The sequence below is a fragment of the Desulfocurvus thunnarius genome, assembly GCF_055390965.1.
This window is the reverse complement of sequence record NZ_AP042411.1, coordinates 3376675-3403326: the sequence shown is the minus strand read 5'-3', so window position 1 is coordinate 3403326 and position 26652 is coordinate 3376675. Positions and strand designations below refer to the sequence as shown.

At 68.4% G+C, this 26652-nt stretch carries 28 protein-coding genes; 13 read left to right on the top strand and 15 right to left on the bottom strand.

What is annotated here, in order from left to right:
- Positions 1-106: 106 nt before the first annotated feature.
- The 4 genes from miaA to ACZ5KV_RS14985 are packed head-to-tail and all read right to left on the bottom strand — an operon-like array spanning position 107 to position 3703.
- Positions 107-1021 carry a tRNA (adenosine(37)-N6)-dimethylallyltransferase MiaA gene (miaA, locus tag ACZ5KV_RS15000; protein ID WP_464240092.1) on the bottom strand — a complete coding sequence of 305 codons (915 nt, stop codon included), beginning with the start codon at positions 1019-1021 and terminating at the stop codon, positions 107-109.
- On the bottom strand, positions 1018-1548 hold the full coding sequence (gene coaD, locus ACZ5KV_RS14995) for a pantetheine-phosphate adenylyltransferase (protein WP_464240091.1): 531 nt from the start codon (positions 1546-1548) through the stop codon (positions 1018-1020). Before coaD ends, miaA begins: the two co-directional genes overlap by 4 nt.
- Positions 1527-2096: a 16S rRNA (guanine(966)-N(2))-methyltransferase RsmD gene (gene rsmD, locus ACZ5KV_RS14990; protein ID WP_464240090.1), complete on the bottom strand. Its 570-nt coding sequence runs from the start codon at positions 2094-2096 to the stop codon at positions 1527-1529. Before rsmD ends, coaD begins: the two co-directional genes overlap by 22 nt.
- A complete protein-coding gene (locus ACZ5KV_RS14985) occupies positions 2096-3703 on the bottom strand; it encodes an MBL fold metallo-hydrolase RNA specificity domain-containing protein (protein WP_464240089.1) in 1608 nt (535 codons plus the stop codon). Before ACZ5KV_RS14985 ends, rsmD begins: the two co-directional genes overlap by 1 nt.
- A 150-nt stretch (positions 3704-3853) precedes the next feature.
- Between ACZ5KV_RS14985 and ACZ5KV_RS14980 the strand changes: the two genes are divergently transcribed.
- The 7 genes from ACZ5KV_RS14980 to ACZ5KV_RS14950 all read left to right on the top strand — a co-directional run bounded on the left by ACZ5KV_RS14980 (position 3854) and on the right by ACZ5KV_RS14950 (position 10389).
- The gene (locus ACZ5KV_RS14980; RefSeq protein ID WP_464240088.1) at positions 3854-4510 is read left to right on the top strand and encodes an LOG family protein; all 657 of its coding nucleotides are present in this window, start codon (positions 3854-3856) and stop codon (positions 4508-4510) included.
- 54 nt (positions 4511-4564) lie between these two features.
- Positions 4565-5455 (top strand): DMT family transporter, encoded by an 891-nt coding sequence (locus ACZ5KV_RS14975; RefSeq protein ID WP_464240087.1) that lies wholly within the window; start codon positions 4565-4567, stop codon positions 5453-5455.
- A 75-nt stretch (positions 5456-5530) separates the two neighbouring features.
- Entirely contained in the window at positions 5531-6442 is a 912-nt protein-coding gene (locus ACZ5KV_RS14970; protein ID WP_464240086.1) for a phosphoglycerate dehydrogenase, read from the top strand.
- A complete protein-coding gene (locus ACZ5KV_RS14965; RefSeq protein ID WP_464240085.1) occupies positions 6439-7089 on the top strand; it encodes an HAD family hydrolase in 651 nt (216 codons plus the stop codon). Before ACZ5KV_RS14970 ends, ACZ5KV_RS14965 begins: the two co-directional genes overlap by 4 nt.
- Positions 7090-7115: 26 nt before the next feature.
- The gene (locus ACZ5KV_RS14960) at positions 7116-8189 is read left to right on the top strand and encodes a glycosyltransferase (RefSeq protein ID WP_464240084.1); all 1074 of its coding nucleotides are present in this window, start codon (positions 7116-7118) and stop codon (positions 8187-8189) included.
- Positions 8186-9316, top strand: a complete 1131-nt coding sequence (locus ACZ5KV_RS14955; protein ID WP_464240083.1) for a glycosyltransferase family 9 protein — start codon at positions 8186-8188, stop codon at positions 9314-9316. Before ACZ5KV_RS14960 ends, ACZ5KV_RS14955 begins: the two co-directional genes overlap by 4 nt.
- Positions 9307-10389 (top strand): glycosyltransferase family 4 protein, encoded by a 1083-nt coding sequence (locus ACZ5KV_RS14950; protein ID WP_464240082.1) that lies wholly within the window; start codon positions 9307-9309, stop codon positions 10387-10389. Before ACZ5KV_RS14955 ends, ACZ5KV_RS14950 begins: the two co-directional genes overlap by 10 nt.
- 301 nt (positions 10390-10690) lie before the next feature.
- Here the strand turns inward: ACZ5KV_RS14950 and ACZ5KV_RS14945 are convergent, their stop codons facing one another.
- The 7 genes from ACZ5KV_RS14945 to pgl all read right to left on the bottom strand — a co-directional run bounded on the left by ACZ5KV_RS14945 (position 10691) and on the right by pgl (position 15876).
- Positions 10691-10894 (bottom strand): hypothetical protein, encoded by a 204-nt coding sequence (locus ACZ5KV_RS14945; protein WP_464240081.1) that lies wholly within the window; start codon positions 10892-10894, stop codon positions 10691-10693.
- Between the two features lie 221 nt (positions 10895-11115).
- On the bottom strand, positions 11116-12123 hold the full coding sequence (locus ACZ5KV_RS14940) for a glycosyltransferase (protein WP_464240080.1): 1008 nt from the start codon (positions 12121-12123) through the stop codon (positions 11116-11118).
- 13 nt (positions 12124-12136) lie between these two features.
- Positions 12137-12379 carry a hypothetical protein gene (locus ACZ5KV_RS14935; RefSeq protein WP_464240079.1) on the bottom strand — a complete coding sequence of 81 codons (243 nt, stop codon included), beginning with the start codon at positions 12377-12379 and terminating at the stop codon, positions 12137-12139.
- A 2-nt stretch (positions 12380-12381) separates the two neighbouring features.
- Complete coding sequence (gpmI, locus tag ACZ5KV_RS14930; protein WP_464240078.1) at positions 12382-13938, bottom strand: 2,3-bisphosphoglycerate-independent phosphoglycerate mutase; 1557 nt, start codon at positions 13936-13938, stop codon at positions 12382-12384.
- Between the two features lie 90 nt (positions 13939-14028).
- On the bottom strand, positions 14029-14475 hold the full coding sequence (rsfS, locus tag ACZ5KV_RS14925) for a ribosome silencing factor (protein ID WP_464240077.1): 447 nt from the start codon (positions 14473-14475) through the stop codon (positions 14029-14031).
- Positions 14476-14499: 24 nt separating this feature from the next.
- A complete protein-coding gene (locus ACZ5KV_RS14920) occupies positions 14500-15090 on the bottom strand; it encodes a nitroreductase family protein (RefSeq protein WP_464240076.1) in 591 nt (196 codons plus the stop codon).
- Between the two features lie 66 nt (positions 15091-15156).
- Complete coding sequence (pgl, locus tag ACZ5KV_RS14915) at positions 15157-15876, bottom strand: 6-phosphogluconolactonase (RefSeq protein WP_464240075.1); 720 nt, start codon at positions 15874-15876, stop codon at positions 15157-15159.
- Positions 15877-16226: 350 nt separating this feature from the next.
- On the opposite strand from pgl, the gene ACZ5KV_RS14910 reads away from it, so the two are divergent.
- The 6 genes from ACZ5KV_RS14910 to ACZ5KV_RS14885 all read left to right on the top strand — a co-directional run bounded on the left by ACZ5KV_RS14910 (position 16227) and on the right by ACZ5KV_RS14885 (position 21551).
- On the top strand, positions 16227-17531 hold the full coding sequence (locus tag ACZ5KV_RS14910) for a phenylacetate--CoA ligase family protein (protein ID WP_464240074.1): 1305 nt from the start codon (positions 16227-16229) through the stop codon (positions 17529-17531).
- A 113-nt stretch (positions 17532-17644) separates the two neighbouring features.
- Complete coding sequence (locus ACZ5KV_RS14905) at positions 17645-18076, top strand: ACT domain-containing protein (protein ID WP_291498728.1); 432 nt, start codon at positions 17645-17647, stop codon at positions 18074-18076.
- Between the two features lie 94 nt (positions 18077-18170).
- On the top strand, positions 18171-18503 hold the full coding sequence (locus tag ACZ5KV_RS14900; RefSeq protein ID WP_464240073.1) for a TraR/DksA family transcriptional regulator: 333 nt from the start codon (positions 18171-18173) through the stop codon (positions 18501-18503).
- A gap of 464 nt (positions 18504-18967) precedes the next feature.
- Positions 18968-19165: a YqaE/Pmp3 family membrane protein gene (locus ACZ5KV_RS14895; protein ID WP_464240072.1), complete on the top strand. Its 198-nt coding sequence runs from the start codon at positions 18968-18970 to the stop codon at positions 19163-19165.
- Between the two features lie 764 nt (positions 19166-19929).
- On the top strand, positions 19930-20970 hold the full coding sequence (locus tag ACZ5KV_RS14890; protein ID WP_464240071.1) for a hypothetical protein: 1041 nt from the start codon (positions 19930-19932) through the stop codon (positions 20968-20970).
- A gap of 2 nt (positions 20971-20972) precedes the next feature.
- A complete protein-coding gene (locus ACZ5KV_RS14885) occupies positions 20973-21551 on the top strand; it encodes a hypothetical protein (RefSeq protein WP_464240070.1) in 579 nt (192 codons plus the stop codon).
- Between the two features lie 91 nt (positions 21552-21642).
- Here ACZ5KV_RS14885 and ACZ5KV_RS14880 read toward each other — a convergent pair whose 3' ends face one another.
- From ACZ5KV_RS14880 to ACZ5KV_RS14865, 4 genes are all read right to left on the bottom strand, one after another.
- Positions 21643-22377, bottom strand: coding sequence for a 4Fe-4S double cluster binding domain-containing protein (locus ACZ5KV_RS14880; RefSeq protein WP_464240069.1), 735 nt, complete (start codon positions 22375-22377; stop codon positions 21643-21645).
- Between the two features lie 460 nt (positions 22378-22837).
- The gene (dapB, locus tag ACZ5KV_RS14875) at positions 22838-23617 is read right to left on the bottom strand and encodes a 4-hydroxy-tetrahydrodipicolinate reductase (RefSeq protein WP_464240068.1); all 780 of its coding nucleotides are present in this window, start codon (positions 23615-23617) and stop codon (positions 22838-22840) included.
- A 25-nt stretch (positions 23618-23642) separates the two neighbouring features.
- A complete protein-coding gene (ligA, locus tag ACZ5KV_RS14870) occupies positions 23643-25793 on the bottom strand; it encodes an NAD-dependent DNA ligase LigA (RefSeq protein WP_464240067.1) in 2151 nt (716 codons plus the stop codon).
- A gap of 36 nt (positions 25794-25829) precedes the next feature.
- The gene (locus ACZ5KV_RS14865) at positions 25830-26627 is read right to left on the bottom strand and encodes a glycosyltransferase (protein ID WP_464240066.1); all 798 of its coding nucleotides are present in this window, start codon (positions 26625-26627) and stop codon (positions 25830-25832) included.
- Positions 26628-26652: the final 25 nt, after the last annotated feature.

Below are 26652 nucleotides of genomic sequence, written 5' to 3'. Positions count from 1 at the left end.
ACGCCCGGCCCACGACAGCGCAACACGCCGCAATCACACTGTTTTTGATTTTCGCTAATGATTATCCAGACTTTCTGAAGCTCCGGAAAGCCCGGCTCCCGGGGCTTCAGGCGGCCAGAAAGCGCCGCGCGGCGGCGATCATGGCCGCGTGTTCCCCGGGGCGGTGCCAGCGGATGGCGGCGTCGGCGCGGAACCAGGTGAGCTGGCGCTTGGCGTAGGCCCGGGTGTTGGCCGCCCAGCGGCGCACGCACTGGTCCAGGTCCAACTCGCCGCGCAGGTGGGCCAGGCACTCGGCGCAGCCGATGCCCGTCCAGCCCGGGGCGGAGGGGTCGGCGTTCACGGCCATGGCCGCCCGGGCCTCGTCCAGGGCCCCGGCGCCGAGCATTTGCCCGATACGCCGGGCGAGCAGCGGCGTCAGTTCCTCCAGGTCCAGCCCCACCCCGAGCTTGAGCACGCGCAGGTCGCGCGGGGGCGGGGTCAGCGCCTGCCACTCCGAGAGCGGCCGCCCCGAGGCCAGAAAAACCTCCACCCCGCGCATGATGCGCTGGCTGTCGTTGGGGTGCAGGCGCGCGGCCAGGGCCGGGTCCATGCCCGCCAGGTCGGCGTGCAGCGCCGGGGCGCCGCGCAGGGCGCAATCCTCGCGCACGCCCCGGCGCACGGCCTCGGGAATGTCCGGAATGGGCGCCATGGGTTGCAGCAGCCAGCGCAGGTAGAGCCCCGTGCCGCCCACGAGGATGGGCACCCGCCCCCGGGCGCGGACCTCGGCCAGGGTGCCCAGGGCGAGGTCCGCATAGGCGGCGGCGGTCATGGTTTCGGTCAGGCCCAGCAGGCCGTAGAGCAGGTGCGGGCAGCGGGCGCGCTCCCCGGCGTCGGGCTGGGCGGTGATGATGGGGAAGTCCGCGTAGAGCTGGCGCGAGTCGAAGTTGACCACCTCGCCGCCCAGGGCTTCGGCCAGGGCGATGCCCGCCCCGGTTTTGCCCGCGCCCGTCGGGCCGGGCACGCAGACGAGAGCCATGGTCATGAGGACGGGTCTTGCTCCCGGCGCTGGCGCTCCAGGGCCGCGAATTTCTTGTAGACCTCGGGCACCAGGACGTTGGGGATCAGCCCCTGGATGTTCCCGCCGTGGCGCGCGGCCTCCTTGATTATCGAAGAGCTGATATACATCCACTTGTAGTCGGTCATCAGGAACACGGTCTCGATGTCGCGGTGCAGGCGACGGTTCATCAACGCGAGCTGGAACTCGTACTCGAAGTCGGACACCGCGCGCATGCCGCGCAGCACCGCCCCGGCGCCCCGGCGCGACACGTAGTCCACCAGCAGGCCGGTGAAGCCCTCCACCTGCACCCGGGGCTCGTTCTTGAAGACCTCGCGGATCATGGCCACGCGTTCGTCGATGGTGAACAGCGGGGTCTTGCCCGAATCGCGCGCAACGGCCACCACCACCGTCTGGAACAGCTTGAGCCCCCGGCGCACGATGGAAACGTGGCCGTTGGTCAACGGGTCGAAGCTGCCGGGGTAGACCGCCGTCACGCAGCAGAGTTTGTCCATGCCAGAATCCTTGTCTGCCCGTAGAGTTTGTCGGCAAGCGGGGCCAGGGCCGGATGGGCCGCGCCGGGGTCGAGGGCCAGCCGGGCCTCGACCTCGGCCAGCACCACGGCTTCGGGGGCGATCCAGCCGCTCGCCAGGGCCAGTTCCAGGGCGGGCAGCAGCAGGTCCTGGCCGTAGGGTGGGTCGATGAACACCACGTCGAAGGGCGCCTCGGGCGGTCCCTTGAGCAAGGCGAACAGATCGGAAGCATATACCCGGGCGCGCCGCGGGCCAAGGCCCAGGTCCGCCAGGGTGCCCTGGATGGCCGCAGCGGCCTTGCGGTTCTTCTCCACGAAGGCGGCAAAGGCCGCCCCGCGCGACAGGGCCTCCAGGGCCAGGCTGCCCGTGCCCGCGAACAGGTCGAGCACGCGCAGCCCGGGCCAGCGCACGCCCCGGGCCTCCAGCATGGAGAACACCGCCTGGCGGACCTTGGAGGTCGCCGGGCGATACCCCGGGCCGGACACCGAGCGGACCTCGCGCCCGCCGAACTGGCCGCTGATGAGCCGCATCACGCCTCGGAAACCAGGGTCATCAGGTTCTTGTTGACCTCGAGCAGCCGGTCGCGCAGCTCGGTCTGGTCCAGCCAGGGGCGGCTTTCGATGGCCTCCAGGCGCTGGCGCAGGTTGGCGAGCTGGCCCTCGGTCTGGCCGAGCAGGAAATTCCAGTCGATGCGCGGGGTGGCGGCTTCCTTGTCCACCACGGCCTCCAGGGGCTGGCCGGGGACCATGGTGCAGATTTCCAGGTAATCCGGAATGTGGACCTCCAGCCCGAAGCGCTCGCGGATGAGCTTGGCCAGCACGCGCTGTTTGAGCAGCTCGCCGTGGACCAGGAAGACCTTCATCTTGCGCGAGGTGAAGTGCTCCAGCCAGGCCAGGATTTCGCTCTGCCCGGCGTGTGCCGAAAAGCCGCCGATGGTGAAGACCCGGGCCTTGACGGCGATGTCCTCGCCGAACAGGCGGATGCTCTGGGCGCCGTCGACGATCTTGCGGCCCGGGGTGCCCCGGCCCTGGTAGCCCACGAAGACCACCGCCGCCCCCGGGCGCCAGAGGTTGTGGCGCAGGTGGTGCTTGATGCGCCCCGCGTTGCACATGCCGCTGGCCGAAATGACGATGGCCGGGCCCGTGGTGGCGTTGATGGCCTGGGAGTCGGCCGTGGACAGGGTGAACTTCAGGTTCGGCAGCTTGAGCGGGTCGTTGCCGTTCTGGATCATCTCCTTGGTCTGATGATCGAAATATTTTGGATGGTTGCGGAAGACTTCCGTAGCCCGGATGGCCATGGGGCTGTCCACGTAGACGGGCATGTCGGCGGGCAGGCGGCCGTCCATGCGCAGCAGGTTCAGGCTGTAGAGCACCTCCTGGGTGCGCTCCACGGCGAAGGCGGGGATGATGACCTTTTCCTTGTTGCCGTAGGCGTAGGCGATGGCCTGGGCCAGCTCGCCGCGGCTGGTGGACTCGTCCTTGTGGTCGCGGTCGCCGTAGGTGGACTCGATGAACAGGTAGTCGGCGTCCTTGATGATGGCCGGGTCCTGAAGCAGCAACTGGTCGGGGCGGCCCAGGTCGCCGGAGAACACGGCCTTGAAGCCGCCGCCGTTCTCCTTGACGCTCAGTTCGATGAAGGCCGAGCCCAGAATGTGCCCGGCGTCGCGGTAGGTCACGGTCATGCCCGGGAAGGGCTCGAAGGCCGTGTTGTATTCGACGGTCCGGATCAGCGTCATGGCCCGCTGGGCGTCGGCCACGGTGTACAGCGGGGTGGTCAGCTCCTTGCCGTAGCGCTGGCGCTTGCGGTTGCGCCATTCGGCCTCCATCTCCTGGATGTGGGCGCTGTCTTCGAGCATGATTTCCAGCAGGTCGCGCGTGGGCGGCGTGCAGTAGATCGGCCCGGAGAAGCCCTCCTTGGCCATGCGCGGCAGCAGGCCGGAATGATCGATGTGCGCGTGGGTGACGAGGAAGAACTCCACTTCCCGGGGGTTGTATTTCCAGGTGTCGTAGTTGCGCTTTTCCATCTCGGCGTTGCCCTGGTGCATGCCGCAATCCACGGCGAAGCGGTGCCCGGCGGTCTCCATCATGTGGCAGGAGCCGGTCACGGTCTGTGCGGCGCCGAGAAATTGAATCTTCATGCGGGGTTCTCCTTGGATTGGGGGGCCCGGGGGCAGGATGGGCGGTTCCCTCGCGGGGAAAAACAGGCTATCAGGGCCGGGCAAGCCATTTCCTTTACCCAACGCGGACCAGTCCTGTAAAGAATCACCTGCCCACTCAAGGAGGGGCCCGTGGCCGACAAGAAGCAATTCCTCATCGACGAGTTGTCCATGCGCGAGTCCTGGCGCCTGTTCAAGATCATGGCCGAAGTGGTGGACGGCTTCGACGCCATGAGCGAAATCGACAACGGCGTGTCCATCTTCGGCTCGGCGCGCGTCGCCCCCGAGGATCCGCTGTTCAAGGACACCGAGGAGATCGCCGCCAAGCTGGTCCAGGCGGGGTTCTCGGTCATCTCCGGCGGCGGCCCCGGGCTCATGAAGGCCGCCAACAAGGGCGCCTTCGAGGCCGGGGGCGAATCCGTGGGCCTACACATCCACCTGCCCTTCGAGCAGGCCACCAACGAGTACCTGACCACCAAGGTCGATTTCCGCTACTTCTTCGTGCGCAAGCTCATGTTCGTGAAATACGCCACGGCCTACGTGGCCATGCCCGGCGGCTTCGGGACCATGGACGAACTCTTCGAGGCATTGGTGCTCATCCAGACCCGACGCATCAAGCACTTCCCCATCGTACTCTACAAAAGCGACTATTGGAGCGGGCTGGTGGACTGGCTCAAAACGCGCATGGTGGCCGACGGCTTCGCGGGCCCCGGCGACCTGGACCTGCTCACCGTGCGCGACACGCCCGACGAGGTCGTCTCCTACATCAAGCGCCACGTCATCGTGTAGCGCGGCCCGGGGCCCCGGCGAACACCGGGGCCCGCGCCCAAGGCGGCACAGCCCATGCGCAGGCAGACCAAGGCGACCCTCTACGGCCTGGCCACGGTGCTTTTATGGTCCACCGTGGCCTCGGCCTTCAAGCTCTCGCTGCGGGTCATGACCCCGTTGCAGCTTCTGCTGTGGTCCTGCGTCTTCTCCCTGGCGGCGCTGGTGCTCATCCTGGCCGCCCAGGGCCGCCTGGGCCTGCTCGCGGGCATGGGCCGCCGCCAGTGGCTGCTGTCCGCCGGGCTGGGGTTCATGAACCCCTTCCTGTATTACGTGGTGCTCTTTTCGGCCTACGAGCTGCTGCCCGCCCAACAGGCCCAGCCCCTGAACTACACCTGGGCCGTGACCCTCTCGCTGCTCTCGGTGCCGCTGCTGGGCCAGCGCCTGGGCGCGCGCCAGGTGGCGGCGCTGCTGGTCAGCTACGCGGGCGTGGTCTGCATCGCCACCCAGGGCGAGCCCCTGGCCCTGCGCTTCACCAGCCCCCTGGGCGTGGCCCTGGCCCTGGGCAGCACGGTCATCTGGGCGCTGTACTGGATATTCAACACCCGCGACACGCGCGACCCCGTGGCCGGGCTGGCGGCCAACTTCATCTGCGGCACGCTCTACGTGCTGGCGGCCACGCTGCTGTTCTCCGACCCCGTGGTCGCCGACTGGCGGGCCCTGGCCGGGGCGGCCTACGTCGGCGTGTTCGAGATGGGCGTGACCTTCGTGCTCTGGCTCACGGCCCTGCGCCTGACGGACAGCGCGGCCAGGATCGGCAACCTGATCTTCCTGTCGCCCTTTTTGTCGCTGTTCCTCATCGGCACCCTGGTGGGCGAAACCATCCTGCCCTCGACCCTGGCCGGGCTCGGGCTCATCGTGGCCGGGATCGCCCTGCAACAGGCGGGAGGGCGCCGCGCCGGGGCCTGAGCCCGGCGTTGTGGGCCACGCCGGTTTCTGGTACCAAGGCGGCCCGAACGACATTTCACCGCAACAAGGACCGCCATGAAGATCGCCGTCACCACCTCGTCCTTCGCCACCTACGGCTCCGAGCCGCTGGACCTGCTGGCCCGGGCCGGGGCGGACATCGTGACCAACCCCCACGGCCGCAAGCTGCGCCCCGAGGAGACCGTGGCCCTGCTGGCGGGCTGCGCGGGCGTGGTCGCCGGAACCGAGGACCTGGGCGCCGCCGTGCTCAAGCGCCTGCCGGAGCTGCGGGCCATCTCGCGTTGCGGCGTGGGCCTGGACAACGTGGACCTGCCCTGGTGCGAGGCCCACGGCGTGGCCGTGCTGAACACACCCCAGGGCCCGACCCTGGCCGTGGCCGAACTGACCCTGGGCCTGATCCTGGACCTGCTGCGCAACGTCTCGCGCATGGACCGCGAGCTGCGCGGCGGCACGTGGAAAAAGCGCATGGGCTGGCAACTGGCGGGCAAGCGCGTGGGCGTGGTCGGCTACGGGCGCATCGGCCGGGCCACGGGCGAACTGCTGCGCGCCGCCGGCTGCGAAGTGGCCAGCTTCGACCCCCGGCCCACCTGCCCCACCACGCCCTGCCTGCCGCTGCACGACCTGCTGGCCTGGGCCGACATCGTGACCCTGCACTGCTCCAAGCCCGAGGGCGACTGCGCGGTCATCGGCGCCGCCGAACTGGCGCGGATGCGCCCGGGCTCGTGGCTGGTGAACTGCGGGCGCGGCGGGCTGGTGGACGAGGACGCGCTCTTCGCCGCCCTGGATTCCGGCCACCTGTCCGGCGCAGCGGTGGACTGCTTCGGCCAGGAGCCCTACACCGGCCCCCTGCGCGGGCTGGACAACGTCATCCTGACGCCCCACATCGGCTCCTACGCCCGCGAGGGCCGGGTGCGCATGGAGGCCGACGCCGTGCGCAACCTGCTGGCCGCCCTGGGAGGACACGCATGACCACCACCGCGCGGGGCACGGCCCTGGACGCCATCGTCTTCGACTGCGACGGCGTGCTCATCGACTCCATGCCCCTGAAGACCGCGACCTTCGGGCGGCTCTTCGAGAACCTCGGCCCCGAGGCCGCCCGGTACGTCATGGACTACCACATGGAGCACGGCGGGGTGTCGCGCTACGTCAAGTTCGAGCATTTCTACCGGAAATTCCACGGCCGTTCGGTGACCCCCGAGGAATCCGCCGCTCTGGACCGCCGCTTCGGCGAACTGGCCATGCAGGAGCTGCTGCGCACCCCGGCCCTGCCCGGCGCGCGCGAGTTCCTGGAGGCCCACAGCGCCACCTGGCCGCTGTTCGTGGCCTCGGGCGCACCCAAATACGAGCTGGACGCCGTGCTGGGCGCCATGGGCCTGGCGCAGTACTTCAAGGCCATCTGCGGCGCGCCGCCCGCCAAAACCGAAGTGCTGCGGGCCATCGTCGAAGGCGAGGGCCTGGACCCCGCCCGGGTGCTCATGATCGGCGACGCCAACACGGACCTGAACGCCGCCCGGGCCGTGGGCACGCATTTCCTGGGCGTGGGGCCGTTCCCCGAGCCCGTGACCTGGATGGCCGACCTCACGGGGCTGGCGGACTACATCGCCAGCCTGGGATAAACGCGCCAGCCGCGCCCAAGGCCGCAATGCATATCGCTTTCGTCAACGCCACGCGCCGCTTCGGCGGGGTCAAGGCCTGGACCCTGGACCTGTGCCGCACCCTGGACGCCCGGGGGCACAAGACCTGGATCTTCGCCCGCCCCGGCCCGTTCCTGGACCGCGCCCTGGCCCTGGGCCTGGACGCGCGCCCGGGCTGGTTCGGCTTCGACTACAACCCCGTGAGCGTCTGGCGCTTCACGCGCTTCCTGAAGGCCAACGCCGTGGACGCCCTGGTGGCCAACGTCGGCAAGGACCTGCGCATCGCCGGGGTCGCCGCGCGGCTGGCGGGGGTGCCCGTGGTGCACCGCGTGGGCCTGCCGCGCGACATGCGCGACACGCCCAAGGTCCGCCGCACCCACCGCTTCACGCGCCCGGCCCTGCTGGTGCCCTGCCAGGACATCAAGGACGGCCTGCTGGCCGAGATGAGCTTCCTGCACCCGGAGGGCATCACGGTCATCCCCACGGGCAAGGCCCCGGCCCTCCAGGCTCCGCCCGCCCCGCGGGCGCCCCGGGCCATCGCCGTCACCAGCCAGCTCAACCCCGACAAGGGCCACGCCGACCTGCTGCGCGCCCTGCACCTGCTCGCGGGCCGGGGCCGCGATTTTCACCTGCACGTGGCGGGCACGGGCCGCGACGAGGCGGCCCTCAAGGCCCTGGCCGCAAGCCTGGGCCTGGGCGGGCGCGTCACGTGGCACGGCTTCGTGGCCGACGTGGGCGCGGTGCTGGACCGGGCCGATCTTTTCTGCCTGCCGTCCCTGTCCGAAGGGCTGCCCAACACGCTGCTGGAAGCCATGGCCCGGGGGCTGGCCCCCGTGGCCCGCGACGTGGGCGGAATCCACGAAGCCTGGCCCGGGCATCTGGCGCCCCTGGGGCGGACCCTGGTGCCTACGGCCCGGGGGCCCGAAGGCCTGGCCGAGGCCCTGGACGCCCTGCTGGCCCTGGACGACACGGCCCTGCACGCGCTGCGCACCGGGGTCTGGCAATGGTTTTCCGCCGTGCATTCCCTGGATGCCCGGGCCACGCAATTCGAGCACTTCGTCCGGGAGCTGCGACGGCCATGAACCCCGACACCGCCCCCTCCTCCGCCCCCGGCGCATCCCTGCCGCGCATCGACCTGAACCCGGCCCGGGTGCGGCGCATCCTGGTCTGCCAACTGCGCCAGATCGGCGACGTGCTGCTGGCCACCCCGGCCATCCACCTGTTGCGCCAGCGCTACCCGCAGGCCGAAATCCACCTGCTGACCGAGGCCAAGGCCGTGCCGGTGGTGGCGGGCAACCCGGACATCGCGCGCATCCACGCCGTGGACCGCAAGGCCCACCGCGACCCGCGCGCACAGTTGCAATTCTACCTGGAAGTCGCCCGACACCGCTTCGACCTGCTGGTGGATTTCCAGCAACTGCCGCGCATCCGCTGGGTGCTGGCCCTGGCCCGCTTCTTTCCCCCCCCCGGCGGGGCACAGGTGCGCCTGTCCTACCGGGCACCGTGGTACAACGGCTGGCTGTACACGCACACCGTCCAGCCCCTGGGCGGTTATGCGGCCATGGCCAAGGCCAGCGTGCTGCGGCCCCTGGGCATCCACTGGAACGGCGAGGCGCCCCGGATGCATCTCACCCCCGGGGAACTGACCGGGGCCGACGCCATCCTGGCCGAGCACGGCATCGGCCCGGGGCAGACCCTGATCACCGTGGACCCCACCCACCGCCGCGACACCCGGCGCTGGCCCGGCGCGCACTTCGGACGACTGGCGGCCATGGCCGCCGCGCAGGACCCGGCCCTGCGCTTCCTGGTGCTCCACGGGCCCGGGGAGTTGCCCGAGGCCCGGGCCGTGGCCGAGGCGGCGGGCAGCCCGGCCTGCGTGGTCGCCCGGCGGGTGCTGACCCTGCGCGAAATGGCCGCCTGCATCGCCCGGGCCCGGCTGCACCTGGGCAACTGCTCCGCGCCCCGGCACATCGCCGTGGCCGTGGGCACCCCGACCCTGACCATCCTCGGCTCCACCAGCTCGGCCTGGACCTTCCCCGGCCCCGGCCACGCGGACCTGCGCCTGGGCCTGGACTGCCAGCCCTGCAACGAAAACGTCTGCCCCCTGGGGCACACGCGCTGCCTGACGGACCTGGCCCCCGAAACCGTGCTGCCCGCGCTGATGGCCCGCCTGCGCGCGGGCAAGGGAGACGCCGCCCCGTGCGCCTGATCTTCATCACCTCCTCCTCGTCGCTGTCCGGCGGCACGCGGCAGGCCATGTACCTGGCCCGGGGCCTGCGCGGGCGCGGCCACGAGCTGGCCTTCTTCGTGCCCCACGACGCGCAGATCCCCGAGTTGGACCAGGACCTCGACTGGCGCCACCTGCCGCCCCGGCCCGGGGACTGGCGCGCGGCCGTGGCCCAGGCTCTGCCGCCCCGGGGCGAGCCGTGCATCGTCCACGCCTTCCACAACCAGGCCAACAAGGCCCTGGCGTGGTGGAGCCTCGCCTGGCGCGCCCGGGGCTGCGTCTGCCTGGGCTACCGGGGCGTGGTCTACCGCCCGCACAACCCCCTGCCCTACTGGTCGCCGGGCATGGACGGCTTCACGGTCAACTCCCGGGCCTGCGCGCGCGTGTTGCGCACGGTGGGCCTGTCCGCCCGGCGCATGGCCGTGGTGCCCAACGGCATCCCGCGCGAGCGCGTCACGGCCCGGACCCCGCGCGAGGCCATGCGCGCGGCCCTGGGGCTGACTCCGGGCCAGCTCGTGTTCGGCTCCGTGGCCGGAGACAAGCCCGTCAAGGGCGTGGAGCATCTGCTGCGCGGCTTCGCCCTGGCCACGGGCCAGGGGCTGGACGCCCGACTGGTGGTCACCGGGGCGCGGCCCCGGCGCTGGGAGGGCCTGACCCGCGAACTGGGCGTGGCCGGGCGCGTCGTGCTCACCGGGCGGGTGGAAAACGTGGCCGACCATCTCCAGGTTCTGGACGCCTTCTTCCTGCCTTCGCTCTCGGAAAGCATGCCCAACGTGCTGCTCGAAGCGCTGTTCTTCGGCCTGCCCGTGGTCGGCTCCGACGTGGGCGGGGTGCCCGAGCTGATCGACGACAACGGGCTGCTGGTGCCGCCCGCCGACCCCGAAGCCCTGGCCCGGGCCATGCTCAAGCTGGCGGCGGACCCGGAACTGCGCCGCGTGTTCGGCCGTGCCAGCGCGGCCAAGGCCGGGGGTTTCACCCTGGAAACCAAGCTCGCCAACAGTGTGGCCGTGTACGACGAACTGCTGGCCCGGCGCGGGTTCCCCGAGCGCCTCTGACGATTCCCACCTCCCGGACGCACGCCGGAGAGCCTTGGCGGCCCTGCCGCCCGGCAGCGCCCCCGGCACGACGACAAAGGCCCCGGCCCCCGGAAAACCGGGGCCGGGGCCTTTGCGCGTACCATCACGACACAAACGCCGAAAAACCTGCGGCCTTCGCGGGCCGTTGAAAACGGCGCCCGACTGCGGCGCCTCGACAATCCGAACCCACGCCCCCTTGCCACACGCCGGTCCCGGATTTTTCCGCGCCGTCGGTTCACCGTTTTTGAACGGCGGGGAGAACGCGCTGTTCAGCCTTCCGCTAGGCCTGGGGCTCCTCATCGGCGAACACGCGGCCCGTGCCGCCGCAGGCCTGGCAGGAGCACGGCGCCTCGTCGGGCACCGGGGAGCTGAACCAGGCCCGGCCCCCGCAATACGGGCAGGGCACGGACGCAATGGGCTTGCCGGAGCGCTGCCGCGCGGACGCGGCGCCCTGGGTCTTCTCTTTCACACTGGCGGTCTGCATGGCGCCTCCTTCTTATGCTGCATGGTCCCGGGCCGCACCACGGCCCTTCAAAATCCATAGCAGATTGCAACAGGCTGTCAAAATCGCCTCCGGAAAACCGCGCCCCGGCACTCTTTCATTCCTGCGCACGTAGGCCACGGGGGTTTTCCGTTCCGAAAGAAAATCGCCCCCGGGATGGGAGCGACAAAAAAAAACCAACAAATCCGCAACCGAGAAAATTTCTAGACAGGAAAACCTTCCAGGCCCAGCACGGGCCACAGCCGCCGCAGGGCCGCCGCCAGCCCGAAGCGCTCCACCACCCGGGCCCGGGCCCGGGCGGCCATGCGCGCGCGCAGGCCCGGGTCGCGCACCAGGTCGGTCACGTAGCGCGCGAAATCCGCTGCGTCTCCGGCCAGGAAGCCGTCGCGGCCGTGGGTGATGATTTCGCGGTTGAAGCCCACGTCCGAAGCCACGGGCACGGCCCCGCAGGCCATGTATTGCAGCAGTTTGAAACCGCATTTGCCCCGGGTGTACTCGTCGTCGGTCAGGGGCATGAGCCCGATGTCCATGGCCTGGAGGGCGGGGATTTCCGCTTCCGGGCTCCAGCGCAGGCAGCCCCCCGCGAAGCCGGGGGGCAGCTCCAGATGCCCGTCGGACACCACCGACAGGCGCATCTCCCCGGCCAGGGGCGCCAGGGCCTCCAGCAGCGGCGGCAGAAAGAACAGGTTGCACGAGGTGCCCATCCAGCCGACCACGGGCAGGCCGGATGCGCTCCGGGCCGCCCCGGCGGGCACGTAGCGGTCGGTGTCCAGCGGCGTGGGCAGCACGGTCACCCGCCGGGCCGCGGCGCGGACCTTGTCGGCCAGAAACGTGTTGCCCGCCACGACCTCGTCCACCCCGGCGCACACGCGCAGCAGCCGGGCCAGTTCCCCGGGGGTTTCGCTGCCGCCGCGGGCACCCTGCCCCGGATGCGCGGCCCACAGGGCGTCGTCGAAATCGAAGACCAGCCGCCCGGCTTTGCGCCGCAACAGGGCCAGCTCCAGGGGCGAAACGAGCTTCTTTTGCAGTACGACCACCGGCGTGCGCCGCAGGGCCGCGAAAAAGGCCACGCGGCCCAGGGCCGTCTTGGGGTAGCGCCGCCAGGCGGCGTCCACCCCGGCGGCCCGGGCGGCCTCGACAAAGGGCAGCACGCGAAAGCGCACGCTGGGCAGGGTCGGCCCGGATTGGGTCAGGAACAGCAGCCGGGGCACGGCGTATCCCGCTCTAGAGGAAATCCGGGTCCACGGCCGAGCGGCCGTTGCCGGTCATGATCTTCATGAAGCGCACCCCGCGTTCGTCCACGGGCACGATGGGAAAGTCCTTGCCGCAGGAATCGCAGCGGACCATGGCCGGCTGGGTCGGCGACACCAGGGGCACCTCGCGCGAGCAGAACGGGCAGGGGTAGAAGCAGATGATTTCCATGCCCGAAGGCTTCACCGGGGTCAGGGGCCGTTTCTTCTCACCCATGGCTAATTCTCCTCCACGAGGCTGCGCCCGGTCATGCCCTCGGGCAGGGCCACGCCCCACAGGCCGAGGATGGTCGGGGCGATGTCGCCGAGCACCCCGTCCCGGCGCAGGCGTACCGGGGGCAGCCCCCCCGCCCGCGGCGGCTCCACGAGCACGAAGGGCACCTTGTTGCGGCTGTGGGCCGTCTGCGGGCCGCCGTCCGGGCCGAGCATCTCCTCGGCGTTGCCGTGGTCGGCGGTGACCATGACCCGGTACCCGGCCCGGCGCGCGGCGTCCAGGATACGCGCCACGCAGCCGTCCACGGCCCGGGCCGCCGCACACACGGCGGGGATGATCCCGGTGTGGCCGACCATGTCCAGGTTGGCCAGGTTGCAGGCCACGAAGGGGTATTGCCCCTCGCCCAGGGCCGCGCACAGCTTGTCGGTCACCTCGCGGACGCTCATCTCGGGCTTCTGGTCGTAGGTGGCGACCTCGCGCGGCGAGGGCACGAGGATGCGCTCCTCGCCGGGGAAGGGCTCCTCGCGCCCGCAGTTCATGAAATAGGTCACGTGGGCGTACTTTTCTGTTTCGGCGATGCGCAACTGCGAAAGGCCCAGGCCGGAGACGACCTCGCCCAACACCCCGTCCAGGGACACGGGCGGGAAGGCCACGGGCAGCGGAAAATCCGCCTCGTAGCGCGTCATGGTCGTCACTTCCAGGCGCGGGAAGCGCTGGCGGGGAAAGCCCGTGAAGTCCGGGTCGAACAGGGCGCGCACGATCTGCCGGGCACGGTCGGCCCGGAAGTTGAAGAACAGCACGGCGTCGCCGTCCTCCAGCAGGGCCACGGGCGCACCGTCGGCCCCGGTGACCACGCAGGGCTCCACGAACTCGTCGGTCTGCCCGGCGGCGTAGGCCGTGGTCACGGCGGCCACGGGGTCGGCCACGGCCCGGCCCAGGCCCAGGGTCATGGCGTCGTAGGCGCGCTGGTTGCGCTCCCAGCGCTTGTCGCGGTCCATGGCCCAGTAGCGGCCGGTGACGGTGGCCACCCGCCCGTGGCCCAGGGCCTCCAGGCGCGCGGCCAGCGCGCGCATGAAGCCCTCCCCGCTGGTGGGCGCCGTGTCGCGCCCGTCGAGGAAGACATGCACGAAGGTCGGCACGCCGTGCCTGCGGGCCAGCTCCAGCAGGGCGAACAGGTGCCCGGTGTGGCTGTGGACCCCGCCGTCGGAAAGCAGACCCATGAGATGCACCCGCGTCCCGCGCTCCCGCGCGCCCTCGAACACCCGGGCCAACGCGGCGTTGCCCGCCAGCCCGTCCCGCTCGATGGCCATGTCGATGCGCGTCATGTCCTGGTAGACGATACGCCCGGCGCCGATGTTCATGTGCCCGACCTCGGAGTTGCCCATGAAGCCCTCGGGCAGGCCCACGGCGCGGCCCGAGCAGGTCAGAAGCGTCCGCGGCCGCTCGGCGCGCAGGGCGTCCAGGGTCGGGGTTTCGGCCAGGGCCACGGCGTTGCCCGGCGAGGCCGGAGCGTCGCCCCAGCCGTCGAGGATCAGCAGCAGGGTCGGAGTCGGTGCGGTCATGGACATATCCGTGCCCGGGCCCAGGGTGCCCGGTGCGCTGTCCGGCGCGGTGCCGGGGCTGCGGGTTGCGGGGGCGGGGTGCGCCCGGGCTCAGGCGTCCAGGTCGTCCAGGTCGCCGAGCCCGTCCCCGGCGGCGGCGCCGGGCAGGGCCAGCTCCACCTCGCGGGCTTCGGCCCACAGGCCTTCGAGGTTGTAGAACGAGCGCGAACCGTCCTGGAAGACGTGCACGAGCACATCGTTCAGGTCCAGCAGGATCCACGACCCGGCCTGATAGCCTTCCATGCCCAGGTAGACGCCGTCGGCCCGGCCGCACATGTCCAGCACGTGGTCCGCCAGGGCCTGGGCGTGGCGCACGCTGCCCGCCGTGGCCAGCACGACGCCCTCGGCGATGTCGCACAGTCCGGCCACGTCCAGGGCCACGATGTTGCGGGCCTGCTTGTCGTGCAGCCAGGCGGCCACCTCGCGCATGCGGGCCTCGGTCTGGGCCGGGGTGGGCCGTTCGGCCTTGATTTTGACCTTGGTCTTCTTGGTGCTCATGCAATCACTCCGTTGCGGGCCCGGCTAGCTGCCGGAGGGGAAGCGGCGCAGCACCACGTCGGCGGTGCGCAGTTTGGGCACGTGGTGCACGCTCTTGTCGTCGCGCCAGTATTTGCAGTCGCCGCCGGGCTCCTGGTCCTCGACCACCACCGTCTCGGCGGGCACGCCCAGGGCGAGGACGAGCTGGATCTCGCAATCCTCCGGCAGGTCGAGAACGCGGGCCACGGCCTCGCGGTTCACGGTGCCGATCATGCAGCCGCCAAGGCCCAACTCGGCGGCGCCGAGCAGGATGGTCTGGGCGGCGATGCCCACGTCGGCGCGGGTCCACGGGCCGGACTTGCCTGCGGTCATCATGACCACATAGGCCGCCGGGCGCTCGCCCTCGGCGGGGCCGGGCCAGTCCTTGAGATAGCCCGCCCAGCCCAGGGCCGGAAAAATCTCGGCGTTCTTTTCGCGGTCGGCCACCAGGGCGTAGCACAGGGGCTGCTGGTTCATGCCCGAGGCGCAGTAGCGCGCCAGGCCCGCCAGTTCCTCCAGCGCGGCCATGGGCACCTCGCGGGACTGGTCGAAGCGGCGGTAGCTGCGGTTGCGCTTGACGATATCGGCGAAAGGCATTGCGAATCCTCCTTGGGGCCCCTGCGGGCCGGGCGTTCCCTACCCCATTTCCGGGGCGGGGGCAAATCAGCGGGCGGCCAGCCAGACGAGCGGCCCCGCCGGGGCCAGCCGGGCGACGGGGTAAACCTCGCGGGCGGCCTCGGGGTCGGCCAGGATGGCGTCGAGCACGGCGCGCTTGGCCGGGCCCTGGAGGAGCACCACCACGGCCCGGGCGGCGTTGATGAGCGGCAGGGTCATGGTCACCCGGGGCACGGCCGGGTCGCCCACGGGCTCGGGCACGGCGTGGACGTACTGCGTGCGAGCCGCCAGGGCCTGCCCGCCGGGGAACAACGAGGCCACGTGCCCGTCGGCGCCCATGCCCAGCAGCACGCAATCCAGAGCCTTGTCCTGCGGGCCGCCGGGACACAGGCGCAAAAAGAAGTCGCGCACGGCGCGCTCGTATGCGGCGGCGTCGATGCCCGTGGAATAGCCGCCGACGGTCACGGGATGGACGTTGGCCGGGGGCAGGGCCACGCGCGAGAGCAGCGCCTCGCTGGCCATGCGGTAGTTGCTGTCCGGGTCGTCATGGGGCACGGCGCGCTCGTCGGAGAAGAACACGTGGGTCTTCTCCCAGGGCATGGCGTGGTCCGCCGCCAGGAGTTCATAGGTCCGCCGGGGGGTGGAGCCGCCCGCCAGGGCCAGCCCGAAAACACCGCGCGCGGCCACGGCCCGGGCCGCCAGCGTGCCCACCAGGGCCGCCGCGTGGGCCGAAAGGGCCTCCAGATCGTCGAATTCCAGAACTTCCATGCGCGCTCCTTGGGGTTGCGGGCGGGCGGCGGCGCCAGGGCCGCGCGGGCTTCCGCCAGCGGTGCGGGCGAAGCCTGTGCCGCCGGGCCCGCGCCCGGCAGTGGGCCACACTCTACCTCCGGCGGCGGGAAAAGCAACCCCCGGAGGGCGTGCTTTTCCCGGTCGGGGCGGCGGCCTCGCGGCCCAGGCCGCCCGGGCGCGGCGGCCATCCGGCGCGGAGCCGGTGCGGGCCCGGCACGGGCTTGACGCAAAGGCCCGCTGCGGGCAATGTAATCGATCACGCACGGGAGGGACGCGGCCCGGCCCGGGCGCGACCCAACCCCCCGCAACACCACAGCAAGGAGCCCGCCATGATCTTTGATGTCGACCTGGAAACCCTGCCCCGGGAGGACCTGGAAGCGCTCCAGCTCAGGCGCCTCCAGGCGTTGGTTTCGCGCGTTTACAACAACGTGCCCTTCTACCGCCGCAAGTTCGACGAGGCGGGCGTCCTGCCTTCCGACATCAAGAGCCTGAAGGATCTGACGCGCCTGCCCTTCACCATGAAACAGGACATGCGCGACCACTACCCCTTCGGCCTGTTCGCCGTGCCCAAGGACAACGTGGTGCGCATCCACGCCTCGTCGGGCACCACGGGCAAGGCCACCGTGGTCGGCTACACCAAGCGCGACGTGAAGAACTGGGCCCGGCTCATGGCCCGCTGCCTCATGGCCGCCGGGGCCACCTCGCTGGACACCGTACACAACGCCTACGGCTACGGCCTGTTCACCGGCGGGCTGGGCGCACACTACGGCGCCGAGGAGCTGGGCGCGACCATCGTGCCCATCTCCGGCGGCGGCACCAACCGCCAGGTGCAGCTCCTGCGCGACTTCGAGCCCACGGTCATCTGCTGCACGCCGTCGTACATGCTGGTGCTCATCGAGGCCGCCGAGCAGGCGGGCGTGGACATCCGCAAGCTGCCCCTGCGCATCGGCATCTTCGGCGCCGAGCCCTGGACCGACGAAATGCGCCGCGAAATCGAGGAGCGCGCGGGCATCACGGCCATCGACATCTACGGCTTGTCGGAAGTCATGGGCCCGGGCGTGGCCATCAGTTGCCACGAGGCCCAGTGCGGCCTGCACCTGTTCGAGGACCATTTCCTGCCCGAGGTCATCGACCCCGAAACGGGCGAGCCCCTGCCCCCCGGCTCCACGGGCGAGCTGGTGCTGACGACCCTGACCAAGGAAGGCCAGCCGCTCATCCGCTACCGCACGCGCGACATCACCTCGCTGAACTACGTGCCCTGCAAATGCGGGCGGACGCACGTGCGCATGCAGCGCGTCACGGGCCGCAGCGACGACATGCTCATCATCCGCGGCGTGAACGTCTTCCCCTCGCAGATCGAAACCATCCTGCTGGAAACCGAGGGCACCGCGCCCCATTACCAGCTCATCGTCGACCGCACGGGCAGCCTGGACACGCTGGAAGTGCGCGTGGAGGTCAACGAGCGCTTCTTCACCGACGAGATCAAGGGCCTGCAACGCCTGGAGGGCAAGATCAAGAAGTCCATCAAGGAGTTCCTTGGCGTATCCACCAAGGTCACGCTGGTGGAGCCCCGGGGCATCGAGCGCAGCGTGGGCAAGGCCCAGCGCATCGTGGACCTGCGCAAGAAGCAATAATCGTTTGAAGTGGCCGGGTTGCCACCCGGGCGGATATCCAGTACACCAGAGGCAGTGGACCCGGCCCCCGGCCGGGCCCGCCACCGCCAACGCAAGCAAGGAGACCGGCTCCCATGAAGTGCGAACAGATTTCCATCTTTCTGGAAAACCGTGCCGGGCGACTCTCGGAAGTCACCCGCGTGCTGGCCGAGTCCCAGATCAACATCCGCGCCCTCTCCCTGGCGGACACGTCCGACTTCGGCATCCTGCGGCTCATCGTCTCGAACTTCGAGAAGGCCAAGCAGGTGCTCAAGGACAACGGCTTCACCGTGGGGCGCACCACCGTGGTGGCCGTCGAGGTGCCCGACCAGCCGGGCGGGCTGCACAACATCCTGGCCCTGCTCTCCACCCATGGCGTCAATGTGGAATACATGTACGCCTTCGTGCAGCAGAGCGGGAAGAACGCGGTGATGATCTTCCGCTTCGACCGCACGGATCAGGCCATCGAAATCCTGACCCAGGGCGGACTGAAGATCATCCCTGGCGACGTGTTGTACACGATGTAAACGCCGCGAACCCGAAAGCTGAACCACCATCAACAAGCCGGGCCGCAGCCCGGCTTTTTCATGCCGCGCCCGGCCCGCGAACACGGAGGATGCAATGACCCCCGCCGAGCGCGCCACGCTGCGCCGCCGCATGGAACAGGAACTCGCCGCCCTGCGCGAGATCATCACCGACCTGGAAGAACAAGTGGACCCCGAGGAACCCGACGCCGCCGTCGGGCGCCTCTCGCGCCTGGACACCATGCAGAGCCAGGCCATCGCGGGCGCGTCCCTGGCCAACTCGCGCCGCCGCCTGCTGCGCCTGGAGTCGGCCTTGCGCCGCATCGACGACGAGGACTTCGGCGAGTGCGCGAATTGCGGCGAGCCCATCCCCGTCGCCCGGCTGCTGGCCATGCCCGAAAGCACGCTGTGCGTGCGCTGCGCGGAGTAGTCGCGGCAACTGCCCGCAGCAGCGGAGGCGCGGAGTGAAGCGCCCTGCCCCGCCGACGGGCCCCGCCCGCAGACCAACCGCGTGAATGGACGAAGGGACGAGGGGCGGAAGGACCGGGACGAACGGAGCACACCGGACCCGGCGCCCCAGGGCAGGGAGCACCGCAAGCACGGCGCCGCCGCCCCATGCGGACCAAGGGCGCGCGCGAATAAGGCGGGCTCCGGGCGGCCCCGGCGTGCAGCGCCCCCAAGGGCGCCGAAATACCCGCTCCCAGCGTCCACCGCCAGAAGGCGACACGCACACAACAAGAAAAGCGGGCGCGACAACCAGCGTCGCGCCCGCGAAATTCCGCAACAGTGCATTTCCCCGTTGCGGAGCCTGCCGGGGTCATGTTTTAAAGGCGGACGCCCACCCACGGGCGCGCACCCGCTCCCCTGTGAACCCCAACCCAAGGCAGGTCCACCATGCGCCTCCTGCTAGCCATTTTTCTTCCCTTTGCGGTCTTCTTCACCATCGGCCGCCCCATCGCGGGCATCGTCTGCCTGCTGCTGCAAATCACCATCCTGGGCTGGATTCCCGCCGCCTTCTGGGCCGTCTACGCCCTGGGGCAGTACAGGACGGACAAGAAGATCGAGCAGATACAGGGTGGGTGGAGGCCGTAGGAAGCAGGCGCGCAAGGGTGCCCTTCGCGGGGACCGCCCGGAGGTGGCAAGCGGGCGGCGCGACGGCGGAAGCCCTGGCCAGGCAACTCGACATCTACGCCGAGTTCCCCCCGGTCTTCCAGACCGCCGCCACGCGCTGGGCCCCCCCTGGCCCCCCCCACCCCGGCCCCCCTGCTCACCACGCCAAGCACCCCCGCCCGCTAGATTTTCCTGAACGAGGCCACAGTCGTATACTGGACCTGCTACACGCGGTTGCGGTGAGGGGACGACGCAGGGCGGCTGCCATAAGTTAGCGGGGTAGGGGCGATACAGCAGCGCTCAGGGGCTACGCTGTGGGCTGGCAGGTTACGGGCGGGGAGAACAAGCTGGTGGAGATGCTCCCTTCCGGGATGTACGGGAAGCCCTTGTGCTTAACCTACAGTCTTTCACCCCCTAGGCGGCGGCACCGATCCTCAGGGGGGCGGCACTAGAGCCATGGACTACCATGCTCGACAGCCTGCCCGCCGCCTAGGGCTCCCCGACTACAATCCCGGTACCTAGAACTCCGCCAGAAACGGCAGTGTCAGGTCAATACTATCTCTGTACACCTTGGGTATCTTCCAATCGCCTGGAATCATTACTCCGCTGGTTCTAATTTGGGCGGCTTAACACCTTGAATTGAGCTTGCGAATATTTCTTAGTTAAAATAAAAGGATGATTTGAAACTGAATATTTGATTGTGTGAATTGGTTTTTCCCAATCATATATTTAGGGGGTAGGTCTTCGTGGACATCCGTAAAACCATCGCATCCAGGCTTAAAGAAGAAATTCCACGGCATGGGTTTCAAATTAAAGGGCTTGCTGAAGCAGCTAAGCTCACTCCTTCTATTGTAAATGACTATCTCAATGGAAAGAGGGCTCTTAAATTTAACGAACTGGGGTCAATCTGTACTGCGATGGGACTAAATCTGTTTAGTTTTATCTCAAAGAATTATCAGACTCCAAGTCTGCAGTTCCGTGACAACGGCCTGAACGAGAGCAAACAGAATACACAAGCTGTTGAGAATGCCTTTCAAGTTATCAAAGGTTTGCTGCCTGTCCCTGAGCAAACAAATTTATCCAGAGACAATCTGCCTAACGATCGTGTCATAATTGCAGCATTTGCTGACACAGCTGCTCAGAATGTAAAAAAGCAATATGGGGATACTGTTGAAGTCATCTACGACAGGTTGAATATCCCTGTTATCCCTGTTTATTTGGACGGTTTTGAGGCTCTATTCTTGGAGTCTGGAGAAAAATGTGCTGTCTGCGTCAATCGTAAAGCTAGTGCAGTTTCACGTTTGCATTTTTCACTGTTACATGAACTATCTCACTATTTTTTTGACCGAGGCAGCCATGTAGTCGTTGATACGGATAGAAATATGTATGCTCGTAATATAGCGAAAGGAATGGAGAGAGAGTTTTTTGCTACTAAATTCGCACAATTTTTCCTTGTTCCCCTTTCTGTTGTTTTGCGAATGGCGCTTGACTGGCCTAAATTCGACAAAAATATAATGCAAGGAGTTGTTGCGTCTGGAAGATGCAGTATAGATGTACTCGCAAATGCGTTGTTTGATGCAATAGAAATTAAAAAAGGGGCTAGAGAGAGTTATTCTAACATATATGCTGTTCTAAAAGAAAATGTTCGTTCGACACAAATAGTCGGAATAGATTCCTTCTTAGATAGAAAGCAATCTGAAATTGAATATTTACTCATGAAAAATGAGTCAATATTTTCTGAAGATGTGCTTATGAAGTTGAAAAATGACCTTTGGGGGTACGTATAAAAATGTCTGCTTTTTTTGATGCATGCTTTGTCTCACAAGCCTATAGAGTTAGTAAATATTGCGACATCCTAGAGTGGATTAGTAGCTTTGTGTCAGATGGATGTTACACATTTAAAGATCAGTATGATGTTAGCACTTGCAATGCTGTCACCAATTGTTGTGAAGATATTGATGATCAAGTGGATGACGAGGATGTTGTATTGTTTTTTTACGACGAGCCGGAGGGTGTTTCTTTAGAAAAAATTATGGTTTATAATTTTGATACGCATTCTGGAGACTTTTTTGATGTCCGTGCTGCATATGCAGCGTATAAAAATAATTACGAAGTATATACTTGCGACAAGAAGCTACTGCAACTATGCAAGGATTTAAAATTAACACATAAGTGCTTTAAAAAAGCGGTTTACGACTTGCACTGCAAAATTGATGATGATTTGTATGCGCTTAAGGGGTTTGAGTTTGGTTTTATGTTGGACAAAAACCAAGATAACCCTTTTCTTGGGTATTACAAAAGTGCACACTGCGCTAAATGTAATGGTGCGCCATGTGATTTTACCCCGCTAATTGGTACGTCGAATTGATTTTTTATTGGTTGAGAGTCATGACTTGATGATCAAATAAGTTTAGTATAAATTTTTAGTGTGTTTATTAATAGTTGCATTCTTCTTCCACTCAGACATTCCCCACTCGAGATTGCCCCCACGGGCAGACCGACACGCACACGCCGCAGATCAAGCCCGCGATGTGCGGCAATCCCCCGAAAACATCCCTGACCTGGGTGACGCATTTGTCGAAATCCAGGGCCTCGTCGCGGGTGGAGAAGTGGGTCGTGGTGTTCACGCCGCGGATGGCTCCGGCGGGGCAGGCGTCGCGGCATTTGGTGCAGCGGCCGCAGCGGTTCTTGAGCGGGGCGTCGGGGGGCAGGGGCGCGTCGGTGAGCACCGTGGTCAGGCGCAGGCGCGGGCCGTGGTCGGGGCTCACCACCAGCAGGCTCTTGCCCTGCCAGCCGACCCCGGCGGCGATGGCCACGGCCTTGTGCGAGAGGTAGGAGGTCCAGCGCTCGGAGTCGAGAATCTGGCTGGCCGGGATGGGCAGGGCCCGCGCGCCGCCGGACTCAAGCAGGTTCGTCACGCGCACGGCGATGTCGTCCAGCACGGCGTTGACCCGCGAATAATGCGACGAATACAGCGGCGTGGGCCGGTCCACAATGGCGTCGAGCATGGGGTCGGACAGGCGCACGGCGATGCTCACCGCGCGCGGAAAGGCCGCCAGCAGGTCGGCGGGCTCCGTTTCCAGCCCCGCAAGCAGCGCCGTGTCGGCCACGCGCAGCACCGTGGCGCCCCAGCCCCGGGCGGCCTCCCGCAACTCCGGTGCGTCCACCGGCTCCCTGTGCGCCTTGCGACCCATGTCGTCCTCCTGCTTTTCGCGCGGGTTTCCCGCCTGTTTTCAACGAGCCGCTCCCGCCTCCGGGTGCGGAGGGCAAGCGGCGCAGACCGCACGCAGCATAGCCTCCTCGCGCCCAGGGTGCAACGCGCCGCAAAACCCGCACTTCACCCGGGCGCCACTCCCCGCGCCCCGCCCTCCGCCTCTCTGTTCCCCCTGCACGACTGCCCGGTTCCCGCCTCTTCGGTCTGCCCAGACTGCCCGGTCTACCCCCTGGCGCCACCCGCCCAGCCTCCATCTTCCGCCCGGCTCTCCCCGCGCTGCCCGGGGCCTCCATTCCCCTGCCTTGGCCTCCCACCCGCGAAAGGACAAACCAGCACGCCCCGTTTCCATCGCCCCCCAGCACGCGCAAAAAAAGAGCCGACGAGGGCAATCCCCGTCGGCTCCATACGCCCCGCGCCCCGCAGCCGGGGGCCCAAAGGGATCAGAACATGTCCTGCATGGAGTACAGCGCCCCGGCCCCCCGGCCCGCCATCCACTTGGCGGCGCGCAGGCTGCCCCGGGCGAAGTTCTCGCGCGAATGGGCCTGATGGGTGATCTCGATGCGCTCGCCGGGGCCCATGAAGTACACGGTGTGTACGCCGACCACGTCGCCGCCGCGAATGGTCTGCACGCCGATCTCCTTTTTGGGCCGCGCGCCGATGATGCCCTCGCGGCAGTAGGCGCCCACCTCGTCCAGCTCCCAGTCCCGCGCTTCGGCCAGGCATTCGGCCAGCTTCAGCGCCGTGCCGCTGGGGGCGTCCTTTTTCTGGTTGTGGTGCAGTTCGACCATTTCGATGTCGTAGCTCTCGCCCAGGGCCCGCGTCAGCTCGGGCAGCACCTTGAGCAGCACGTTCACGCCCACGCTCATGTTCGGCGACCAGAACACCGGGCCCTTTTCGGCCACGGCGCGCAACTCGGCCTGCTCCTCGGCGGACAGGCCCGTGGTGCCGATGACGATGGGGTTGCCGTGCTCGGCGCAAACCCGGGCATTGGCCAGGCTCACTTGCGGCGCGGTGAAGTCGATGACCACGGCCCCGGGGAACTCGGGCAGCATGGCCCCCAGCTCCGTGCCGCACACGCAGCCGTAAGCGTCCAGCCCGTCCTCGCAACCCTCGCGCTCCACAACGCCGACCAGGGTCAGCTCCGGGTCGGCGCGCACCAGCCCGGCGATGGTCGAGCCCATGCGCCCCTTGGCGCCCATGACGATGATCGAAATGCTCATACCCTCGCTCCTTTCACGTTGATTTCTATGAAATATCCAGCAAAGACCCCTGCGCGGCGCCCGGGGCGCCCGCCCCGCCCGGCCCCTCCGGTCCGCGCCCTTCCAGCAGGGCCAGAAAGCCCGCGTAGTCCGTCACGGCGACGCCCAGGGCCCGGGCCTTGTCCAGCTTGCTGCCCGCCTTGTCCCCGGCCACGAGCCAGTCCACCTTCTTCGATATGGCGCCGACCACGCGCGCCCCGGCGGCCTCGGCCAGGGCCTGGGCCTGCCCGCGCGCCACGGGCAGCGCCCCGGTGAACAGCAGCGTGCGCCCCGCCAGGGGCTGGGTGGCCGGGTCGGCCTCGGCCCGCGCCGCCGCCACGGGCCACAGCCCGGCCTCGCGCAGCCGCTCCAGCAGGCGCTGGTTGTTCTCGTTGCGGAAAAACGCGCGGATGGCCCCGGCCACCTCGGGGCCGATGTCGTCCAGGGCGGTCAGGTCTTCCACCGTGGCTTGGCCCAGGGCGTCCAGGTCCGTAAAGGCCGCCGCCAGGGTCCGCGCCGTGCGCTCGCCCACGTGGCGGATGCCCAGGGCGGCGATGAGCGCCTCCAGGCTGGCCGTCTCGCGCGTGCGGGCAATGGCCGCCACCACGTTCTCGGCCGATTTGGCGCCCATGCGCTCCATCTGCGCCAGCACGCCCGGGCGCAGGGCAAACAGGTCCGCCGGGGAGTGGACCATGCCCTGGGCCACGAGCTGCTCCACCAGCTTGCGGCCCACGCCCTGGATGTCCAGCCCGGCCTTGGACACGAAATGCACGATGCCCTGGCGCAACACCGCCGGGCAGGACACGTTGACGCAACGCCAGGCGACCTCGCCCTCCAGGCGGACCACCGCGCTCCGGCACACCGGGCACTCCCGGGGGAAGACGAATTCCCACTCCGCCCCCGTGCGCGCCTCGACCACCGGGCCGACCACCTCGGGAATCACGTCGCCCGCGCGCTGCACCAGCACCGTATCGCCGACCAGCACGCCCTTGGCGCGGATTTCGTCCTCGTTGTGCAGGGTCGCGCGCGACACCGTGACCCCGCCCACGCTCACCGGCCGCAGGTGCGCCACGGGCGTGAGCACTCCGGTACGCCCGACCTGGATTTCGATGGCTTCCAGCACCGTGCGCGCCTGACGCGGGGGGAACTTGAGGGCCAGGGCCCAGCGCGGGGCCCGCGCCGTGAAGCCCAGGGCCTGTTGCAGGGCCAGGTCGTCCACCTTGGCCACCAGCCCGTCGATCTCGAAGGGCAGTTCGTCGCGGGTCGTGGCCAGTTCCCGGTAGCGCGCGGCCACGGCCTCGGGGCTCTCGCAGCGCGCGGCCCGGGGCGGCACGCTCAGGCCCAGGCGCTCCAGCTCGGCCATGGCCTCGCCCTGGGTGGCCCAACGTTCATAGGCCGAGCGCGCGCCCCCGGCCCAGCGCGCCAGCCCCACGCCATAGGCCAGGAAGCGCAACGGCCGCGCGGCGGTGACCCGCGAATCGAGCTGGCGCAGCGACCCGGCGGCGGCGTTGCGCGGGTTGGCGAAGACCTTGCCGCCCTCCTCCTCCTGGGCCTGGTTCAGGGCGTGGAAATCGTCCTTGGCGATGACCACCTCGCCGCGCACTTCCAGCAGCTCCGGCGGCGCCTCGCCCGGCGCCGTGCGCAGGGTCAGGGGCAGGTTGCGCACGGTGCGCATGTTCGCGGTGACGACCTCGCCGGTCTCGCCGTCGCCCCGGGTCAGCGCCACCGTCAGGGCGCCGTGTTCGTAGATGACCTCCACGGCCAGCCCGTCCATCTTGGGGTCGGCCCAGAAGGCCGGTTCGGCGTCGGGCTCCAGGCGGCGCAGGCGTTCCACCCAGGCCTGCCAGTCGTCCAGGGAAAAGCCGTTGTCCAGGCTGAACATGCCCAGGGAGTGCGCGCGCTTCTCGAAACCCTCGCGCGGGGCCCCGCCCACGCGGCGGGTGGGCGAGTTGGGGTCGTCCAGTTCGGGATGCTCGCGCTCCAGGGCCTGCAACTCGCGCAGCAGCGCGTCGTACTGGGCGTCGGTGATTTCCGGGTCGTCCAGCACGTAGTAGCGGTGGTTGTGATATTCCAGCAGGCGGCGCAGCTCCGCCACGCGGGCGGCGGGGCCGGAGGCCGTGGGGGCAGCGGCCCCGGAGGCCTTGAGAGCGTCGGTCATGGGATGGTCGTCCTTCGTCTTGCCGGGGCGGCAGGGTCAGCGGGGCAGGGAATAGCGCCGCCGCGCCGCCAGGGTCTCGTTGCGCGCCAGGGGTTTGTCGCGGCGCTCGGCGGTGTCGGGGGCCAGGTAATACAGGCCGAGCACCTCGGGCAGCAACAGGAAATTCTCGGTGCGGCCCACGCGCAGCCAGAACTCGTAGTCTCCGGCGATCTGGAAATCGCGGTCGAACCAGCCGTGGCGCGCATGCAGGCTCGCGCGCCACATGGGCTGCGGGCCGACGTAGTTGTAGGTGAACAGGGCCTTGCGGTCAAAGGCTGGCCAGTCCGTGCGCCCGATGGGCGTGGCCTCGGCGAAGCGCTGATTGGGCGTGGCGGTAATCAGCGAGTTGGCGTAGACCAGGGCCGCGTCGGGATGGGCGTCCAGGGCGGCGGCCATGCGCTCCAGGGCGTCGGGCCGGTGGCGGTCGTCGGCGTTGGCGTTGGTCAGGTAGCGGCCCCGGGCGGCCTTGCAGCCCCGGGTCCAGGCGGCGTAGATGCTCTCGCGGGCCAGGGTGCGCACGACCGTGATGTTCCCGTGCTCCTCGCGGCAGGCGTCGATGACGGCCGCCTCGCCCTGCTGCGTGCCGGAAATGACGGCCACGATTTCCAGGCGCGGCCCCAGGGTCTGTTCCAGCAGATCGTCCAGGCAGCCCCGGATGAAGCGCTCGCAGTTGTAGACCGAGACGATGGCCGAGACCACGGGCTCCGCCCCTGGGGCGAAGTGCGCGGGTTCCACGGCGGCCTGCTCCGGCGCCCCTGCGGCGGTGCCATGCCGCGCTACGTCGCGTTCGGTCATGCCCTGTGCTCCCCTCGCCGCGCCC

Coding starts and splice junctions, on each gene's coding strand:
- gpmI (WP_464240078.1), bottom strand. CDS start 13,938: ATGACCGCACCGACTCCGACCCTGCTGCTGATCCTCGACGGCTGGGGC.
- ACZ5KV_RS14965 (WP_464240085.1), top strand. CDS start 6,439: ATGACCACCACCGCGCGGGGCACGGCCCTGGACGCCATCGTCTTCGAC.
- ACZ5KV_RS14985 (WP_464240089.1), bottom strand. CDS start 3,703: ATGAAGATTCAATTTCTCGGCGCCGCACAGACCGTGACCGGCTCCTGC.
- ACZ5KV_RS14905 (WP_291498728.1), top strand. CDS start 17,645: ATGAAGTGCGAACAGATTTCCATCTTTCTGGAAAACCGTGCCGGGCGA.
- ACZ5KV_RS14920 (WP_464240076.1), bottom strand. CDS start 15,090: ATGCCTTTCGCCGATATCGTCAAGCGCAACCGCAGCTACCGCCGCTTC.
- ACZ5KV_RS14975 (WP_464240087.1), top strand. CDS start 4,565: ATGCGCAGGCAGACCAAGGCGACCCTCTACGGCCTGGCCACGGTGCTT.
- ACZ5KV_RS14895 (WP_464240072.1), top strand. CDS start 18,968: ATGCGCCTCCTGCTAGCCATTTTTCTTCCCTTTGCGGTCTTCTTCACC.
- ligA (WP_464240067.1), bottom strand. CDS start 25,793: ATGACCGACGCTCTCAAGGCCTCCGGGGCCGCTGCCCCCACGGCCTCC.
- ACZ5KV_RS14955 (WP_464240083.1), top strand. CDS start 8,186: ATGAACCCCGACACCGCCCCCTCCTCCGCCCCCGGCGCATCCCTGCCG.
- ACZ5KV_RS14865 (WP_464240066.1), bottom strand. CDS start 26,627: ATGACCGAACGCGACGTAGCGCGGCATGGCACCGCCGCAGGGGCGCCG.
- ACZ5KV_RS14885 (WP_464240070.1), top strand. CDS start 20,973: ATGTCTGCTTTTTTTGATGCATGCTTTGTCTCACAAGCCTATAGAGTT.
- ACZ5KV_RS14910 (WP_464240074.1), top strand. CDS start 16,227: ATGATCTTTGATGTCGACCTGGAAACCCTGCCCCGGGAGGACCTGGAA.
- ACZ5KV_RS14945 (WP_464240081.1), bottom strand. CDS start 10,894: ATGCAGACCGCCAGTGTGAAAGAGAAGACCCAGGGCGCCGCGTCCGCG.
- ACZ5KV_RS14935 (WP_464240079.1), bottom strand. CDS start 12,379: ATGGGTGAGAAGAAACGGCCCCTGACCCCGGTGAAGCCTTCGGGCATG.
- coaD (WP_464240091.1), bottom strand. CDS start 1,548: ATGGACAAACTCTGCTGCGTGACGGCGGTCTACCCCGGCAGCTTCGAC.
- rsmD (WP_464240090.1), bottom strand. CDS start 2,096: ATGCGGCTCATCAGCGGCCAGTTCGGCGGGCGCGAGGTCCGCTCGGTG.
- ACZ5KV_RS14900 (WP_464240073.1), top strand. CDS start 18,171: ATGACCCCCGCCGAGCGCGCCACGCTGCGCCGCCGCATGGAACAGGAA.
- ACZ5KV_RS14970 (WP_464240086.1), top strand. CDS start 5,531: ATGAAGATCGCCGTCACCACCTCGTCCTTCGCCACCTACGGCTCCGAG.
- rsfS (WP_464240077.1), bottom strand. CDS start 14,475: ATGAGCACCAAGAAGACCAAGGTCAAAATCAAGGCCGAACGGCCCACC.
- ACZ5KV_RS14880 (WP_464240069.1), bottom strand. CDS start 22,377: ATGGGTCGCAAGGCGCACAGGGAGCCGGTGGACGCACCGGAGTTGCGG.
- dapB (WP_464240068.1), bottom strand. CDS start 23,617: ATGAGCATTTCGATCATCGTCATGGGCGCCAAGGGGCGCATGGGCTCG.
- pgl (WP_464240075.1), bottom strand. CDS start 15,876: ATGGAAGTTCTGGAATTCGACGATCTGGAGGCCCTTTCGGCCCACGCG.
- ACZ5KV_RS14960 (WP_464240084.1), top strand. CDS start 7,116: ATGCATATCGCTTTCGTCAACGCCACGCGCCGCTTCGGCGGGGTCAAG.
- miaA (WP_464240092.1), bottom strand. CDS start 1,021: ATGACCATGGCTCTCGTCTGCGTGCCCGGCCCGACGGGCGCGGGCAAA.